Annotated in this window: 8 protein-coding genes; 2 read left to right on the top strand and 6 right to left on the bottom strand. The window is 70.0% G+C overall.

Going from position 1 to position 17,603, the window contains the following annotated elements; translation table 11 throughout:
* Positions 1 to 95: 95 nt before the first annotated feature.
* Genes HSX43_RS06550 through HSX43_RS06540 form a run of 3 tightly spaced genes read right to left on the bottom strand, consistent with a single transcriptional unit; the run spans position 96 to position 2,957 of the window.
* Complete coding sequence (locus HSX43_RS06550; protein ID WP_179379319.1) at positions 96 to 890, bottom strand: methyltransferase, TIGR04325 family; 795 nt, start codon at positions 888 to 890, stop codon at positions 96 to 98.
* Complete coding sequence (locus HSX43_RS06545; protein ID WP_179379318.1) at positions 887 to 2,356, bottom strand: oligosaccharide flippase family protein; 1,470 nt, start codon at positions 2,354 to 2,356, stop codon at positions 887 to 889. The genes HSX43_RS06550 and HSX43_RS06545 overlap by 4 nt, the downstream gene beginning before the upstream one ends.
* Entirely contained in the window at positions 2,343 to 2,957 is a 615-nt protein-coding gene (locus HSX43_RS06540; protein WP_235962543.1) for a sugar transferase, read from the bottom strand. Before HSX43_RS06540 ends, HSX43_RS06545 begins: the two co-directional genes overlap by 14 nt.
* Before the next feature lie 284 nt (positions 2,958 to 3,241).
* Between HSX43_RS06540 and HSX43_RS06535 the strand changes: the two genes are divergently transcribed.
* On the top strand, positions 3,242 to 3,397 hold the full coding sequence (locus tag HSX43_RS06535; protein ID WP_179379316.1) for a hypothetical protein: 156 nt from the start codon (positions 3,242 to 3,244) through the stop codon (positions 3,395 to 3,397).
* Here HSX43_RS06535 and HSX43_RS06530 read toward each other — a convergent pair.
* Genes HSX43_RS06530 through HSX43_RS06520 form a run of 3 tightly spaced genes read right to left on the bottom strand, consistent with a single transcriptional unit; the run spans position 3,379 to position 15,397 of the window.
* Entirely contained in the window at positions 3,379 to 5,871 is a 2,493-nt protein-coding gene (locus HSX43_RS06530) for a condensation domain-containing protein (RefSeq protein WP_179379315.1), read from the bottom strand. The genes HSX43_RS06535 and HSX43_RS06530 overlap by 19 nt on opposite strands.
* Positions 5,868 to 13,610, bottom strand: coding sequence for a non-ribosomal peptide synthetase/type I polyketide synthase (locus tag HSX43_RS06525; RefSeq protein ID WP_179379314.1), 7,743 nt, complete (start codon positions 13,608 to 13,610; stop codon positions 5,868 to 5,870). The genes HSX43_RS06530 and HSX43_RS06525 overlap by 4 nt, the downstream gene beginning before the upstream one ends.
* Positions 13,607 to 15,397 carry a non-ribosomal peptide synthetase gene (locus HSX43_RS06520; RefSeq protein WP_179379313.1) on the bottom strand — a complete coding sequence of 597 codons (1,791 nt, stop codon included), beginning with the start codon at positions 15,395 to 15,397 and terminating at the stop codon, positions 13,607 to 13,609. Before HSX43_RS06520 ends, HSX43_RS06525 begins: the two co-directional genes overlap by 4 nt.
* Positions 15,398 to 16,050: 653 nt before the next feature.
* Here HSX43_RS06520 and HSX43_RS06515 point away from each other — a divergent pair.
* Positions 16,051 to 17,475 (top strand): hypothetical protein, encoded by a 1,425-nt coding sequence (locus HSX43_RS06515; RefSeq protein WP_179379312.1) that lies wholly within the window; start codon positions 16,051 to 16,053, stop codon positions 17,473 to 17,475.
* Positions 17,476 to 17,603 lie beyond the last annotated feature (128 nt).

Here is a 17,603-nt window from a genome sequence, read left to right as displayed (position 1 = left end):
AACCATACGATTAATTAACAAAACAACGTTAATGGTCGTGACTTAGCATAGTATTTCCTTTCAGGGTATTGACCGTCACGAATTCGTGAAATCCGTCACATTCGACCTTTCCGTTCCAGCACGACGCCGCAGCTCGTGCTCGCCTCGATCCAGGGATGCGTCGATACGGAATGGGACAGCGCTGTGATGGTCCAACGGTCGAGCGTGCGGTAGTCCATCGCTGCGATCTCGGCCTCGAACTCCGTCCGGTTCCTGATCTGGTAAGGGACGCGCGACATCCCGATCCGCTCGAGGGTGAACCGGGTCGGCCCCCGCCCCACGGCCACCTTGTTGAGCAGGATGAACCGCGGCCGCGCGGGCAGGTCGGCCACGAAGCGCTCGAAAGGCATGTCGAGATACTGCAGCAGCCCGGATGCCAGCAGGACATCCGCCTCGGGCGCATCGGCGAGCCGGTCGACGAACCGCAGCGCAGCGGGCAGGTCGCCCCCGGCCTGTCGGGCGCGGGCGAGCCGGACGGTGGCCGGCAGGTCGTAGACCGTCCACTCGACCGCGCCGAGATCGAGAAGCGGCTCGAAGGCCAGATACTTGCTGCCCATGTGCCCGCCCGCGTCCAGCAGTGCGGGATGATCGGGCAGGATCCGCGAGAGCCAGTGGATGATCGGGTAGTCCCACGTCGCGCGCCGGCGCATCACGTCGAACGACAGCTCGGACGCGGCATCGTCGTCGTATCCCGGCGCATCCCCGCAGGCCGCCATCGCGGCCGAACGATCCGTGAAATGGCCGGTGAACCGGGGCGCTCGGCGCGTCTTGCGCAGGGAACGGGCCACGGCGCAGCCCGGCAGTGCCCGGCCGACCGAGGCGGCACGCCGCAGATGCGATCGCCAGGTCACGACAGCCGCCCGCGCCGCTGCAGCACGCCGGCCCGCAGCGCAGGCGTCATCAGAAGCGCGAGCCCACCGAGGACCGCAGCGCCGGCAAGACCCGAGACCCCGGCTTGCACGACCTCTGGCCAATCGACCAGTGCCGGATGCGCCTTCAGCAAGGCGATCGTTGCCGTGCCGCACCCGAGGGGCAGCACCGTCGACAGGAGCGGCCCGCCCACGATGCGCCAGCGCACCGACGCGAAGCGCGCGAAGAACCAGACCGTCGAGACGAGCACCACCACCGAGACCGCGACCTGCGACCAGGCAAGGGCGTGCAGACCGGCCGGTGCCGCCGCGAGCGTGAGCGCCACCGAACAGACGAAGATGACCGCCGTGAACCAGGGCAGACGCCCCGCCTGTCCCATGACCGACATCAACGGTTCGGTCATCACGCCGGGCAGCAGCAGGAGCCGCGAGAGCGCGAGGATGGCGACGAGCGGCGCGGCGGCGGCCCAGTCGGGCCCGAGGAGGCCGCCGACGATCTCCTCGCGCATCAGCATTGCCCAGAGGAGGAGCGGCGCGCCCAGCATGACCACGCCGTAGAGGAGCCGCGCGGCCGCGACGTTGACACGGTTGGCGGGGTTCTGTTCGCCGGCGTCCCGCGCCCGCCGCAGAAGTGACCACGCCATGATCTGCCCCGGTACGTTGATGAGTTCGGCCAGCGCCCCGACGAGCCGGTCGGCCGCGCGGAAGATCCCGGCGGCGGCCGGCCCGAGCACGGTGCCGACGATCAGGGTGATGAAATGGAGCCGCAGGTGGATCAGCATCCGCGCGCTGAAGATCTGCGCTGAAAAGACGCGGAGCGCCTGCATCTGCGCGCGCGGTAGCCCGCGACGGGGCAGTTGCCGGGTGATGAGGAAACTGCCGGTCAGCGTGACGGCGACCGTGGCGAGCCGCCCGTAGATCAGGGCGAAGACGCCCGCGCCCGCGGTGAGCGCCGCGAGCGTCGTGACCAGCGCGGCACATTCGCCGGCGATCTCGCAAAGCGCGGCGGCCCGGATCCGGCCGAGCCAGATCAGGAGGCCCTTCTGTGCCGAGGCCGCATTCGCCAGGGCGACCCAGAGCCCGAACCACAGCATCAGCGCCACGAGGTCGGGGGCGAGACCGAAGACCTGACCGGCGGTCAGAACGGCCGCACCGCCCGCGACGCCGATCGCGGCCCCGGCGAGGACGGCGACGTAGAGCACCTGCAGCGGCACGGTGATGTCGCCGGACCACGACAGGATGAACGGAGCCCAGCCCGCCTCGGCCACCCGCAGAAGCAGGGCCGCGACGGCGGAGGCCAGCGCGAAGATGCCGAACTCCGCAGGGCCTAGGACACGGGCCGCGACCACGAAAACGACGAATTGCGCCAGCAGCGCGAAGGCCCGCTCGAGGACGCTGAACGTCACGTCCAGCGCAGCCTTGCGCGGGCGGACCTCAGTATGCGCCATGACCGGTGAGGACCACGCGCACCGTGCGGAACAGGATGCGCAGGTCGCCCATGAGCGTGCGGTTCAGGTTGTAGTTCACGTCGAGCGCCACACGCTCCTCGTAGGTCGTGTGATTGCGGCCGCTGACCTGCCAGAGCCCGGTGATGCCCGGAACGGCGGCATAGTAGTGCACGACGTCGGCCCCGTAGTTCTCCAGTTCCTCCTCCGTCACCGGACGCGGCCCCACGAGGCTCATCTCGCCGCGCAGCACGTTGAAGAGCTGCGGCAGTTCGTCGAGGCTCGACACCCGCAGGAGATGCCCGACCCGGCTGATGCGGGGGTCCTCCTTGAGCTTGCGCGTCCGGTGCCACTCGGCGCGGCGGGCGGGACATTCGGCAAGGCACGCCGCGAGGATCTCCGCGGAGTCGCGATGCATCGTGCGGAACTTCAGACACCGAAACGACCTGCCCCCCTGCCCGACGCGCCAATGCCCGAAGAGGACGGGGCCGTCGCCGCAGGCCAGTAGAGCCAGAGCGATCATCCCCATCACAGGGGCGAAGAACAGGAGCAGAAGCGCCGCGCCGACGACATCCATCGCCCGCTTGGCCACGGGACCGTTCATAAATCGTTTCAGCGGGTTGGCCGTACTCGCGGAACGAAAGCCGCCGGAAAATCGCGCGGCGGGCGGGTCTCGCCTTGCCCCAAGAAGTCGCTCGTTCATCTCTATCCCCCTAAAATCCTCGTTAAAATCAAACTGACGCCACGATATTCCCCCTGCGGCGCACCAAACGTTGTCTCGCTATGTGATCCTTGCTAGGCGCCTCCGCATAAAGCACCATGAGCCCCTATCGCGCGCCGCCGACATGATCAGTCGCGCCGAGCCGACAATTGCAGGAACGTTGACAGATGAAGCAGGACGGCTCCGTTGTGGATCACACACCAGAGCGCGCCTCCGCCCGGTCGGGCAGCGACGAAGCACGTCTCGGCCGCACGCTCCGCATTGCGGCGATCGCGGTCTGCGTGATTGTCTGGGCTGGGGCGATCTATCTGCTTTTCGCATAGCGGCCCTCCATTTCGTTCAGCAGCCGCTCGATCTCGCGGGCGGCCTCGGCGACGCCGATGTTCCGGCCCTGGGCGATCGAGAGTTCCGGCAGGTTGACGATGCGCAGGTCGCCGCGCACCAGGTCGGCCCAGCCCATGGTCGGATCGAAGGCGCGGCCCTGCGGGGCGTCGCCCGTCACGAAATGCAGGACGGTGCCCTCGTAGGGGTCGGGGCGGTGCGCGTCGCGCGCGCGGCTCAGGTAGTTGATGAACCCCTCCTGCTCGGCGTCGAGGTCGGTGTGGCGCACGCGGTCCATCAGCCCGAGCCGGATGGCGAGCCCGAGGAGTCCCGAGCGCCGCAGCGGCCCGACGCTTCCGAGGAAGGCGGCGAGCGAGATGTCGCCGCGCCTCAGGAAGCGCAGGCGGTTGCGCCAGGCGTGCACGCGGTCGAGGAAGGACGCCCAGCGGGAGGTGCCGATGCGCACGGCATAGCGCGGCTCCCAGACGTCCTTGAGGATGACGGCGGCGACCTCCTCGCCCTCGGCCTGTAGCTGCCGCGCGACCTCCACCGCGATGTTGCCGTGCACGCAGACCCCAAAGAGCGCGTAGGGCCCCTCGGGCTGCGCGGCGCGGACGGCCTCGACGTAGGCGCTCGCGATTTCGTCGAAGCTGCGCGCGGGCAGCGGCTCGTCGCGGCTGGCGTCGTAGATGCGCACGGCGGTCGCGGGGCGCAGGTCGATGAAGGTGTTGCTGAGCGCGAAGACGGTCTGGGCGTTGTTGATCGCGATGATCGGCAGGCCCGCGCCCTCCGTCTGCAGCGGCAGGACGCGCCAGTCGCCGGGCGCGGGTGCGGCCTCGCCCGTTTCGACCTGTCGTGTGAGCCGCCAGGCCAGCGCGCGCAGGGTGGGCGCGTGGTAGACGTCGGCCAGGCTCAGCCGTTGGCCGAACTCCGCCTCGATCCGGGTGAGCATCCGCACCGTCAGGAGGGAGTGGCCGCCCAGGTCGAAGAAATTGTCCGCGGGCGCGACGCGCGGCAGGCCCAGGATGTCGCACCAGATGCGCGCGACCGCGTCTTCGACGTCGCTCGCCTCGGTCGGCACCTCCGAGGGCACGGGGGCCGTGGCGGCTTCGGGCGCGCGGGTCGGCAGGTGGGGCATGTCGGCCAGTCGGCCCTGCGGCGTGTCGAAGGCGAAGGCGAAGGCCGCCTGCCAAATCTCCAGGAGCGCCTGCGCCGTCTCTTGCGTGAAGAGGTCGGCGCTGTATTCCAGCGTCATCCGCCAGCCGGTGGGGCGGCCGATGAGGATGAAATTCAGGTCGTAGATCGTGCCCGGCGCGTGGGAGGGCGCGCTCGCGAGTTCGAAATCGCCGTAGCGCGCGGCCTCCAGGAAGACGTTCTGCAGGATGAAGTTGACCGAGATCAGCGGCGTGCGCGCCGGGTCGCGCGGCGGGTTGAGCACCTCGACCAGCTTGTTGAACGGCACGTTCTGCGCCATCAGCGCCTCCTGCACGACGGTGCGGGCGCGGGCGAGGTGATCGGCGAGCGTCGCGTCATCAGGCGTGGGGAAGCGCATGACGACATTGTTGATGAAGACGCCGATGAGTGGCTCCAGGTCGACCTCGGTGCGGCCGGCGACCTGCGTGCCCATGACGACCTCGTCCGCGTCGGTGCTGCGCCCGAGCGCGGCGCTCAGCACACCTGCCCCGAAGGCGAAGGGCGAGAGGCCCTGCGCCTGCGCGGCGGCCTTGAGGCGCTTGCCGAAGACGGGCGGCAGATCGGTCATCACCATGTCGCAGGCCGCGCCGCGCGCCGCCGGGCGGGGCTTGTCGGGGGGCAGTTCGAAATAGGGGGCATCGGCCAGGCGGTCGCGCAGCGGGGCGACGTCGGCGGCAAAGGCGTCGCTGTCGAAATAGGCGCGCTGCCAGAGGGCGTAGTCTCCGTATTGCAGCGGCAGCTCCTCCATCGCGGGGCCGCCACCACCCATGTGCGCGGCGGCGCGGGTGCCGACCTCCCGGCCGAGGACGCCGATCGACCAGCCGTCGAAACAGCTCTGGTGGATGGTGATGGCGAGGAGGGCGTCGTCCTCGGCGAGGCGGATCATCGTCGCCCGGATGAGGCCCGGCTGCGTCAGGTCGAAGGGGAGCACGGCGGCCTCGGCGGCGATCTCCTCGATACGGGCGGGCTGGTCTGCGGGGGCGACCGCGCGCAGGTCGATCTCGGCAAGATGGAAATCGACCCGATCGGCCACCTGCTGCACCGGGCGGCCCCCCTCCTCCGCGAAGGCGGTGCGCAGGATCTCGTGCCGGGCGATCACATCGCGGAAGGCGGCCTCGAAGGCGGCAGCCGTGAAGCGGCCCTTGACCGACCAGCGCACCGCGACGTTGAGCGCGGGCGTGCCCGGGGCCATGCGGTCGAGGAACCAGCACCGCTCCTGCGAGGCGGAACAGGGGAAGCGCGTTGGCGCGAGCGCCTCGGTGTCGGGGGTCATCACGTTCATGACGCCACCTCCACCGTGCGCGCCGCGCCGCGGCGAAAGTCCTTGAGCGAGGGGGCCTTGGCGGCGCCCGTGCGGCTCTCGGCGAAGGCGGCGACGGACTTGATCGTCGGGTGCTGCATCAGGTGCCGGGCCTCGATGCCCATGTCACGGTCGAGGGTGCGGGCTGCGATGCGGAAGATCGAAAGCGAATCCGCCCCGAGTTCGAAGAGGTCGTCCTCCGTCCCGATGCCGTCCACGCCCAGCACCTCCTGCCAGATGGCGAGCAGGTCGCGCTCGAGATCGGTCGCGGGCGGGGTGGCGGCGGCGCGGATGGGCGCGGCACCCACCTCCGGCAGGGCGCGCCGGTCGAGCTTGCCGCTTCCGGTCAGGGGCAGCGCGTCGATGCGGCGCAGACCCGTGGGCACCATGTAGGCCGGCAGGCGCTCGGCCAGGCGCGCGGCCATGTCGGGCAGCTCGGCCCCGGCCACGTAGAACCCGGCGAGCATCGGCCCGGCCGGCCCGTCGCGCAGGCAGGCGGCGGCCCCGGTGACGCCCGGCAGGCTACGCATCGCGGCCTCGATGTCGCCCAGTTCGATGCGGAAGCCGCGCAGCTTCACCTGCCCGTCCTGGCGCCCGAGAAGGCGGATCGAGCCGTCGGGCATCCGCCGCGCCAGATCGCCCGTGCGGTAGAGCCGCTGCGTCCGGCCGTCGATTTCGACGTCGCGGAAGGCGGCTTCGGTCAGGTCGGGGCGGTTGAAGTAGCCGGTCGCCACCCCCGCGCCGCCGATGTTGAGCTCGCCGACCGCGCCGACGGGGGCCAGCCGGTCACCGCCGTCGAGGACGTGCATCGCGGTGTTGAGCGTGGGCGTCCCGATGTCGATGGGGCCGTCGCCGACCTGTCCGCAGGACGACCAGATCGTCGTCTCGGTCGGCCCGTACATGTTCCACAGCTCGCAGCCGAAACCGCGCAGCGCATCGGCGAGGTCGCGGGGCAGCACCTCGCCGCCGACCATGATCTTGAGGTCCGCGTCGGGCTCCATCCCCGCTTCGAGCAGCATCTGCCAATAGGTCGGCGTGGCCTGCATCACGGTGACGTCGCCCTTCAGCAGGCGGGAGACGATGGGGAAGGTCTCGCGCACGTCCTCCTCGCGGGCGAGGACGAGCGTGCCGCCGGTGACGAGCGGCAGGAAGAGCTCCAGTGCGGCGATGTCGAAGGCGACGGTGGTGACGGCCAGCATCGTGTCGCCCGCGCCGAAACCCGGCCGTTCGGCCATCGAGAGGAGCAGCGTGGCCAGCGCATCATGGGGCACCTCGACGCCCTTGGGCGTGCCCGTCGTGCCGGAGGTGAAGATCACATAGGCCGCATCCGTGTCCCGCCCCGAGAGGAGCGCGGGGTCGGCGGCGTAGTCGCCGCCGGCGTCGATGCAGGGGATCGCGCCCGCATTCTCGGGCGCATCGCCCAGATGCAGGATCGCGCCGACCTCCGCCGCCTCCAGCACGGCGGCCCGCCGCGCGGCGGGATGCTTCGGGTCCATCGGGACATAGGTGAGGCCCGCCTTCATCACAGCGAGGAGCGAGGTGACGAGCGTGACGCTCCGGTCCTGCAACACGGCCACGCGGCCCCCGGCGGGCAGCCTGCGGGCAAGTTCGGCGGCCAGCCGGTCGCTCGCGGCGTCGATCTCGGCGTAGCTGTGGCGCCCCGTGGCATCCTCCACCGCGATGGCGTCGGGGGTGGCGGCAGCGCGGGCAGAGACCATCGCGTCGGTGCGCAGGGGCTCCGGCAGACTGCGCGTCTCGGGGGTGCCGAGGGCGGCGATCCGGGCCTCTTCGCTCGCATCCATCAGGGGCAGCGTGCCGAGCGTGGCGTCGAGATGCGCGGGCAGCGCGCTCAGGAGCGCATCGTAATGGGCGCACCAGCGCGCGACGGTCTCCGCGTCGAGGATGTCGGTCGCATAGGTCAGGTCGATGCGCAGCCCCTCGCCCCCCTCGGTCACGTTGACGACGAGGTCGAAGTTCGTGTGCGCCCGCGGGTTGCTGGCCAGATCGGTCTGCAGGCCGGGGAAGCCGAAATCGTCGGGCTGCTGATCGAGGTTGAATTGCACCTCGGTCAGCGGCTGGCGCGTCGGGTCGGGGCGGGCCCCGAGCGACTGAATGATGTCACCGTAGGTCGTGTCGCCATGGTCGAAGCAATCGAGGATGCGCGCCGAGACGGCCGAGAGCGCGTCGGCGGCGGTGGCATCGCGGTCGAGCGCCATGGGCACGGGCAACAGGTTGACGAGGTGACCGACGAGCCGGTCGTCGGGCAGCGCCGTCTGCCCGGCGGTCGGCACGGCGAGGACGACGTCGCCCCCCGGGGCCAGACGGTCGACGAGCGCGGCGAGCGTGCCCGAGAGCGCGGCGAAGAGCGTGATGCCCCGCCCGGCGGCGGCGGTCTTGACGGCCTGCGCCACGTCCTTGCCGATGCGGTGCACATGCGTCGCGCCGGCGAAGCTGCGGTGGCCCGTGCGCGTGCGGTCGGTGGGCAGGTCGGGCAGCTCCGGCAGGGCGGGGAAGGTCTCGGCCCAGAAGGCGGCGGTTGCGGCGGGCGTCTCCTCCGTTCCGGTGCCGCGTGCGTAGTCCGCGAAGCTCACGGGGGCGGGCAGGTCGGCCTCGGACCCTTTCGCATGGGCGGTGTAGAGCGCGGCCAGGTCCTCGATCATCAGGTAGGTGGACCAGCCGTCGCAGACGATGTGATGCGTCGTCAGCACGAGCACATGCTCCTCCGCCCCGAGACGCGCGAGGCGGGCGCGGATGAGCGGCCCTTCGGTCAGGTCGAAGGGCGTCGTCGCGTCCTCGGCCAGGACGGCGTCGAGTTCGGCACGGGTCATGTCCTGGGGGGGAGCGGTCACGGAGACGCTTTCCATGACCCGTGCCGTCTCGCCGCTCGGCGAGAACCGGAGCCGCAGCGCGTCGTGCCGGGCAATCACGTCGTTGAGGGCGCGTTCGAGCGCGGGCGCGTCGAGGGTGCCGGTGAGCGAGAGGCTCACGCTTTCGATGAAGACGCCCGAGGCGGCATCGCCCATCTGGGCCGCCATCCAGATCTCCTTCTGGGGCGGGGTGAGCGGCAGCACACGGGGATCGGCCAGGATGCCCACGGCCTGCAGCCGGTCGAGCGCGCCTTCGAAGACCTCGACCACGCGGTCGAAATCCTCCTCCGCATGGGCCGTCGTGGCAAACCAGGGGTAGCCGTCGTGCACGTGGATGCCGCCGAGGCGCATCAGCGGGTAGATCAGCGCCGCGCGCGGGTCGAGCGACGTCAGGTCCACGATCATCCAGCTGGCGTAGCCAGTGACGGCGCGCGGCAGGCCACGGGCCTCGAGCGCGTCGTTCATCGCGTCCTTCATCGCCGCGGTGCGGTCGGCGACGCGGCCATAGAGCTCATCGCCCGCGGCCTCGACGTGGTCGAGCACCGCCGACATGGCTGCAAGCACCAGCGGGTGCCGCACGAAGGTGCCGGCAAAGAAGGTGGGCGCGACCTCGGGCTGGCTGTCATCGCCGAAGGACCAGTGGCCGCCGTCGAGCGCATCGAGGAACCGCCCCGATCCGGCGAGGACGCCGACGGGCATGCCCCCGCCCACGACCTTGCCGTAGGTGGCCATGTCGGGCGTGATCTCCCAGACCTGCGCCATGCCGCCGCGCGCGACGCGGAAGCCCGTCACGATCTCGTCGAAGATGAGCGCGACGCTGGCCTTCTGGGTGATCTCGCGGACCTCCTTGCAGAAGTCGTGGGGCCGCAGGTCGGGGCGGCGGCTCTGGATCGGCTCCACAAGGACGGCGGCGATCTCGTCGATGTTGTCGCGGATCCAGTCGCGGGCCGCGTCCGAGCCGTAGTCGAGCACGACCATGTTCGAGACCGAGTGATCGGGCACCCCGGCCACCGCCGGCAACGCGGTGGGGTCGCCCGCCTTGCGGCCCTTCACGAGCACCTCGTCGAACTGGCCGTGGTAGTCGCCCTTGAAGGTGACGATCGTGTCGCGTCCGGTGACGGTGCGCGCGAGCCGCATGGCCGCCATGACCGCCTCGGACCCGGTGTTGCAGAAGGTGACGCGGTCGTGCCCCGTCACCCTGCGCACCTTGGCGGCGACCTCATGGGCGAGCGGCGTCTGCGGCCCGATGGCGAAGCCGAGGCCCATCTGCGCGGCGACGGCCTCGGTCACGAAGTCGGGCGAATGGCCGAAGGCCGTCTGGCCGAAGCCGTTGACGAAATCCACGAAACGGTTGCCGTCGGGGTCGGTCAGGTAGGCGCCCTTCGCCTCCTCGGCGATGACGGGGAACGTCAGCTCCTTCCACTCGGGGCGGAAGCCGGCGGCGGTGCGCGGGTCGGCGAGCGCGCGGCGCCCCTCCTGCGCGCGGGCCTTCGACGTTGGGTAGGCGGTGGAATATTCCGCGCAGAGCGTGTCGACGAAGGCCTGCTGCGCCGGGGTCAGCGCGGCCTGCGCGGCGGCCCGGCGGTTGAGGTCATGGCGCGACGTCCCCGCCTCGGCACTGGCGGCGACAGGCGCGCGCCCCCTCCGCTCGGGGGCGGCTTGGGTCGGAGCGGCCGTCGGCGCTCCGGACTGACCCAGATTGCGCATCTGGCTTTCGAAGAGGGCGAGCATCGCGTTCGTCTGCGCCTGCATCAGCGCGGCGGCGTCGTTCGTCACGGCGGAGGGGACAGGCGGGACAGACGGCATCGCCTGCGCTCCCTCCGCCGCTGGCTCGATCTCAGGCTGCGATGGGGATTGGGGCAAAACCTGATCGAGATGGGTGACCAGCGCGTCGACGCTGGGAAAATCCTTCATCAGCTGGCGGAACGTCAGCGACACGTCCCACGTGCGGCCGAGCTTCTGCGTCAGCTGGCCGAGGAGGAGCGAGTCGAACCCGAGTTCGAGGAAGGTCGCGCCCGCGTCCTCGGCGGTGAAGCTGTCGCCCGAGAGGTAGGCGAGATGGGCGAAGACCTGATCGCGCAGGGCCTCGGTGCGGTCGGCGGGGGCGGAGACGGGTGCGGACATGGCGGGACTCGTTTCTGTGGCAAGCGGTGTGGGGGCGAGGGCCGGCGTGGCGCGGGTCAGCGGCACGGGCGGCTCGACCCAGTGACGCGATTTCTCGAAGGGATAGGTCGGCAGCGAGATGCGGCGGGCGTCGCCGTCGCGCATCGGGGCCCAGTCGATGGGTACGCCCGCCGCCCAGAGGCCGCCAAAGGCGCTGGCAAGCATCGGGGCATCGCCCTCGGGATCGGTATGTTCGGGCAGCGACTGCAGGATGGTGGCGCGGTCGCCACGTCCCGTGCTCTGCGCGGCGAAGGCCCCGAGCGTGCGGCCCGGCCCGACTTCCACGAGCGCGGGCGGCATGTCGGCGCAGAGCGTGCGGATCGCCGTCTCGAAGTTCACGCAGGCCCGGCAGTGCCGCGCCCAATAGGCGGGGTCGGTGGCCTCTGCCGTCGTGATCCAGGTGCCGGTGACGCAGGAGACATAGGGGATCGTCGGCGCGGCGAAGTCATGCGTGCGGGCCTCGGCCTCGAGCGCGGCGCAGACCGGATCCATCATCGCGGAATGGAAGGCGTGGGAGGTGTGCAGGCGCGTGCAGGCGATGCCCTGCGCTTCGAGGTCGGCGCGGAAGGCGTCGATGGCCTCGTCCGGTCCGGCATAGACGGTGAGCTTCGGCGCGTTGCGCGCGGCGAGGTCGATGCCGGCGGGCACGCGACCGGCCAGATCGTCAACCCCCGCGCGGACCGAGAGCATCCCGCCTGCGGGCTGATCCTGCATCAGCCGGCCGCGCGCGGCGATGAGCGCGAGGCCCGTCTCGAAGGAGAAGACCCCGGCGAGCGTCGCGGCCACGAATTCGCCGACCGAATGGCCGATCATCGCGGCGGGGGCGACGCCCCGGTCCTGCCAGAGGCGGGCGATGGCGTATTCCACGAGGTAGAGCGCGGGCTGCGTCACCCGCGTATCGCGCAGGACGCGGGCGGCCGCCCCGGGGTCGTCGCGATAGAGGAGCGCCGCGAGGTCGAGGCCCAGAAGCGGCTTCAGGATCTCGCTGCCGGCGTTCAGGATGCGGGCGAAGGTGGGGTCGTCGCGGTAGAGCGTCGCCCCCATCAGCGGATATTGCGCCCCCTGCCCCGGGAACATGAAGACGACCGGCGGTGCATCGGCCTGCGCCTCGGTGCCGCGCCCGGAGGCGCGCAGGGCGGCGATGGCCCCGGCCGTGTCGCGCGCCACCACCGCGCGGCGATAATCGAAGGCGCGGCGGCCCTCCTGCAACGTGAGTGCCACGTCGCGCAGCTCAGGTGCATCGGCGGCCTCCAGCCGGGTGGCGAGGGCCTCGGCCTGGGCCGCGAGTGCCGCGTCGGAGCGGGCCGAAAGCGGCAGGACATGCAGCGCCTCCGTTTCCGGCGGACGCACCGCGCGCGCGGGGGCTTCCTCGAGGATGACATGGGCGTTCGTGCCGCCGACGCCGAGCGCGCTGACCGCGGCGCGGCGGGGCCCGTCCTCGACCCAGTCGGTCGCCTCCCGCTCGATGCGGAAGGGGCTGCCGTCGAGGGCGATCATCGGGTTCGGCGCGCTGTAGTTCGCCATGGGCGGCAGCACGCGATGCCGCAGGGCCAGCGTCGCCTTCATCAGCCCGATCACGCCCGCGGCGGCGTCGCAATGGCCGATGTTCGCCTTGACCGAGCCGAGCGCGGTGCGCCCCGGCGCGACGCCGGCGAAGGCCTGGCTCAGCCCCTCGAACTCCACCGGGTCGCCCAGCGGCGTGCCCGTACCGTGGCACTCGACGTAGCCGATGCTCTCCGGCCCGATGCCCGCCGCGCCCTGCGCCTGCGCGATGGCCATGGCCTGGCCGGTGACGCTGGGCGCGGTGAAGGCGATCTTGTCGGACCCGTCGTTGTTGAGCCCCGTGCCCCGGATGACGGCGTGGATCGGGTCGCCGTCCTCCAGCGCGTCCTCGATCCGGCGCAGGGTGACGACGCCGCAGCCGTGGCCGAAGACCGTGCCGCTCGCTTCCGCGTCGAAGGGGCGGCAGCGGCCGTCGCGGCTGACCATGCCGCCCTCCTGGTAGAGGTAGCCCCGTTCCTGCGGGAAGGTGATCGAGACGCCCCCGGCGAGCGCCGTGTCGCATTGGAACGCCGCCAGCGCCTGGCACGCCTGCGCGACGGCTACGAGCGAGGTGGAGCAGGCCGTCGAGACGGTCATCGCCGGCCCCGTCAGTCCCAGCCGGAAGGCCACGCGGGTGGCCAGCGTGTCGCCGAGGGCGCCCATGAACTGCTGGTAATCGCCGAGCTGGTAGGTGGAGACGAAATCCTCGATCGCGGCGCGATCGTGCAGGATGTTGTTCAGGAAGTAGGTCGACATCGAGGCCCCGCCGAAGACGCCCACGGGGCCGTCCGCCCGTGTCGGGTCCAGCCCCGCGTCCTCCAGCGCCTGCCAGCAGCATTCGAGGAAGACGCGGAACTGCGGGTCCATCTGCGCGGCTTCGCGCGGGTTCATCCCGAAGAAGGGTGCGTCGAACATGTCGGCCCCGTCGATGGCGGGGCGGACAGGGACGTAGGCGTCGCTCGCGCGCTGCGCATCGGTGAAATTGTCGGCCAGGGTGTCGGCGGCGTGGGGCCGGATCAGGTCGCGCCCCTCGCGGATCGCCGTCCAAAACTCGCCCATCGAGCCGGCCCCGGGGAAGCGTCCGGCCATGCCGGTGATCGCGATCGCGCCGGCAAGGTCCATCGTGGTTTCCGTGTTGACGTCTTTCATCCCTGTCCCCTCCGCCGGGCCATCCGCATTCGTTGTGCCGCCACCGCGTCGATGGCGGGGGCCTCCCCAAGAAGCCGCTCCAGGTCGCGCAGGCGCGGCGCCTGGAAGAGCTTCGCGATCTCGAAGGTCCGCCCGAGCCGCGCCTGCAGCGCCGCATGGGCGGCGATCAGCTGCAGCGACGTGCCGCCGAGGTCGAAGAACGTCGCCTCGGTGTCGGGGATCTCGCGCTCCAGCACCTCGGACCAGACGGCGCGGATCGTCGCGCGCAGGCCCGCGTCCGCCGGAGCCGCGGCCCGTGCCGGGCGTGGCGCGTCGAGCTCCGCGGCAAGCCGCTTGCGGTCGACCTTGCCCGACCCCGAGAGCGGCAGCGCGTCGCGCAGGTCGATGCGAGCGGGCACGGCCGCCTCCGGCAGGCGCGTCCGCAGCCCGGCCAGCACCGCCTCGACCGTGGTGCCCGCGTCGGCGACGACGAAGGCCACGATCCGGCGGCTCCCGTCCTCGCGCCGGGCGGCCAGCGCGGCCGCATCCCGGATCGCGGGATCCGCGCGCAAAGCGTGTTCGACGCTGTCGAGTTCGACGCGCTGTCCGTTGATCTTGATCTGGCGGTCGGCCCGACCGTGGAACCGGATCAGCCCGCCCGCGTCCCGCACGACGAGGTCGCCGGTGAGATAGAAGAGCCCGTCCTGCCCCGGCACCGGCACGAAGGCCGCCGCCGTCAGATCGGGCCGCCCGAGGTAGCCGAGCGCGACGCCCGGCCCGCCAACGGCAAGCTGCCCGATGGTGCCGTCGGCCACCGGTGCCCGCGCCTCGTCGAGCACCAGAAGCCGGTCGCCCGCCAGGCCGTAGCCGATGGGCACCGGCCCGCCGTCCCAGCGGTCGTCGATCGGGAAGCAGCAGGTGAAGACCGTGTTCTCGGTCGGCCCGTAGCCGTTGATCATCCGCAGGTCGGGAAGCGCCGCGCGCATCCGCTCCACATGGGGCTGAGAGAGGACGTCGCCGCAGGGAAACACCTGCTGCAGCGGTGCGAGGATGCGGGGGTCGCGCTCGGCGATGACATGGAAGAGGCCCGCGGTCACATAGGCGATCGTGACGCCGTGGTCGGCGATGACCTGCGCGATGCGGTCGAGCGACGGCACCGCGTCGGGCAGGATGACGAGCCGGCCGCCGTTGAGAAGCGCACTGTAGATCTCGCCGATGCTCGCGTCGAAGCCGACGGCCGCCATGTTCAACATCACCTGGTCCGGCCCGAGGTCGGCATAGCTCTGCCCGCGTACCAGCCGGCAGACGCCGCGATGGGCGACCATCACGCCCTTGGGCCGCCCGGTGGAGCCCGACGTGTAGATCACGTAGGCGAGATCGTCGGCACGGAGACCGGGATCGGGCACAAAGCACGCGGTCTCGTCCGCGATCAGCGTCAGCGGCAGGACGGGGCATCCGCGGGGGGCGACCTCCTTCGCGAGCCCGGCAAGGTCGGGGGAGCAGACCAGCGCGGCAATCTCCGCTTCTCCCGCCACCGTCGCGGCCACCTTGGGTCCGGCGGGATCGAGCGGTACGAAGGCGGCCCCGATGGAGACCGTGGCCAGTTGCGCCGCGACCCCGAGGATCGACCGCCCGCAGAGTAGCCCGACGCGCGCACCCGGCGTCACGCCGGCGGCCCGCAACGCGGTGACGTGGCTTGCGACGAGGCGACCGAGTTCGCCGTAGGTGAGCGAGATATCGTCCTGCACGACGGCCGTGTCGTCAGCGCAATGAGCCACCTGAGCGGCAAAGAGCGCGGGAATAGTCATCTCGCGCGCGTAAATGTCATGCGAAACGAAGATCGAATTTCTTGACTGATTACCCACTGGATCACGTTCCACAATTCAGCGCCGGATGCGCAGTTCAAAGATACCAAGCCCTTCCCGTTCGAAAGGCGGGATCACAAAAGAGGAGACATCCTCCAATTCAGGAAGGATCGGCAACAACGTCAGTGCTGCGGGATATCCGGCGAGCCGGGAAAACAAAAATACTATACGTTTTCCCGGGCCCGTCGGACGAAAATTAAAAATCGAATACTTCGATGGCGGTCAACCAACAGGAGCGGGACGACCGCTGTAAATGCTCAGTCCCCTACATAGATTTCGGTCTGTCGTTCATTTCAATGTCTCTCAGTAAGTGGCGATTCTCCGCTCGCGCCACTTACCTATGTTAACTTTCCGTTAACCTCTACTGCTTCATATTATTTTATTGTTTAAAATCAATTATTTGATATCAATAAAGTATAGATATCCTTACCTCCGAACCCACACTTATTTGAAGCTGTCAAAGAAAATCTGCTTGGGAAATTTCCACTTTTCGGCAGAATACCTCCACCGAGTCGGCGAAAATGCGCCGCAGTTGAAAACACGTCGGCACCGCTGCCGCCACACCTCTCGCTGCGCAGTCGAGGCGTATCAGACCAATGCAACTCTATCCGGCAACACCTGTCTTCCTCGTGCTTCTGGCCCTCTGCGTGATCGGGGGGCCGCGCCGCCTGCTGATCCTGCTGTCGGCGATGCTTCCGTTCGGGATGTTCGCCGCCCTGTCGCTTCCCGCGGTCGGCGGCCTGTCGATCCTCGCGGTCAACCTCACGGCGGCGGTTCTGGCCGGGTTCGGCGCGCTGGCCCTGATCGGAAATCTCATGCGCGGCAGGTCGATCACGGTCGAGCCCGCCGCGATCGCCCTGCTTCTGTTCACCGCCTATGCCATCTTTTCCGCGACGGTCCTCGTGCGCCTCTTCGCCGGGGAGATGATGGTCTTCCCCCTTTCCCGCAACGAGACGGGTGTTCGAGTCAGCGTCCTGTTTTCGTGGGGGAAAGTCTGGCTCGGGCCGACCTCGTCCAATATCTCCCAGACCTTCTACGTCGCGCTCGCCTGCGGGTTCTTCATCGCCGCCTGCCGCGCGCTCGCCGCGCAGGGGGCAGCCTTCGGTGGGCGCTGCATGGCAGTCGCGGCGAGCGTCAACATCGCACTCGGCTCACTCGATCTGGCCGGCCTCGACGATCTTCTCTCCTACGTCCGGACCGCAAACTACACCTTGGCCAACAGCGCGTCGGTCAACGGTCTGGCCCGCATCATCGGCGGCTACTCGGAAGCAGCCAGCTTCGGGACGGCCAGCGCGGTCTTCTACGCCTATTTCGCCTCGGCCGCGACCAACGGCGGGCGCAGGACCGACACCCTCCTGGCCGCCGGCAGCGCGCTTTGCACCGTCCTGGCCCTGTCGTCGACGGGGCTGATCGCCCTGGCCGTCACGACCTTGCTGCTTGCGATCCGGGGGGTGGCGCGCCTGCCGTCGCGGGTGACGGCCGAGACCGTGCTGCGCCTCGTCGCGGGGCTGCTGACGATGGCGCTGACGACGGCGGCGGTGCTCCTTCTCACCGATGCGCCCGACATCATCATGGCGGTCCTCGACGACCTGATATTCGAGAAATCGTCCTCCTCCTCGGGCCAGGAGCGCATGGCCTGGTCTCTGGGCGGCCTCGCGGCGCTACGCGACACCTGGGGGCTCGGAGCGGGGACCGGCTCGATCCGATCGAACGGGCTCGTCTTCGTGCTGCTCGGCAGCGTCGGCCTCCCCGGCACGGCCCTCTTCGCGGCCTTCCTCTGGCTCGCCTTCGCGGGTCGCGCCGCCCCCGGTCAGGAGGCCCATCTGTCGAACGCCCGCCTCGCCGCCGTCGCCGTTCTCGTCTCGATGCTGCTCGCCGCGACCGTGCCCGACCCGGGTGTACCGCTGATCCTGCTGGCGGCCATCGCGGTCACGGCGCGGCGCGCACGCCCCGAGCCGGCACTCCGCTCTCCGGTCCTAATTCTGCGTCGACCGATTTTCACCCGATCAAACCCTGTCTGATTTATTTATTTTCGACACCGCTATGCTAGTCTTGCGAAATTGCACCGCGATTCTTTTCGAAAAAACTACCGCCCGAAGATATTGAAAGGACCATTACCCGTGCCGTTTCCGATTAAGCCCATGTTCAA

It is taken from the genome of Jannaschia marina (assembly GCF_013404595.1).
In the GTDB taxonomy this organism is placed as follows: Bacteria; Pseudomonadota; Alphaproteobacteria; order Rhodobacterales; family Rhodobacteraceae; genus Jannaschia; species Jannaschia marina.
The sequence above is the reverse complement of the archived record's forward strand: the minus strand, read 5'-3'. Positions and strand labels throughout refer to the sequence as shown.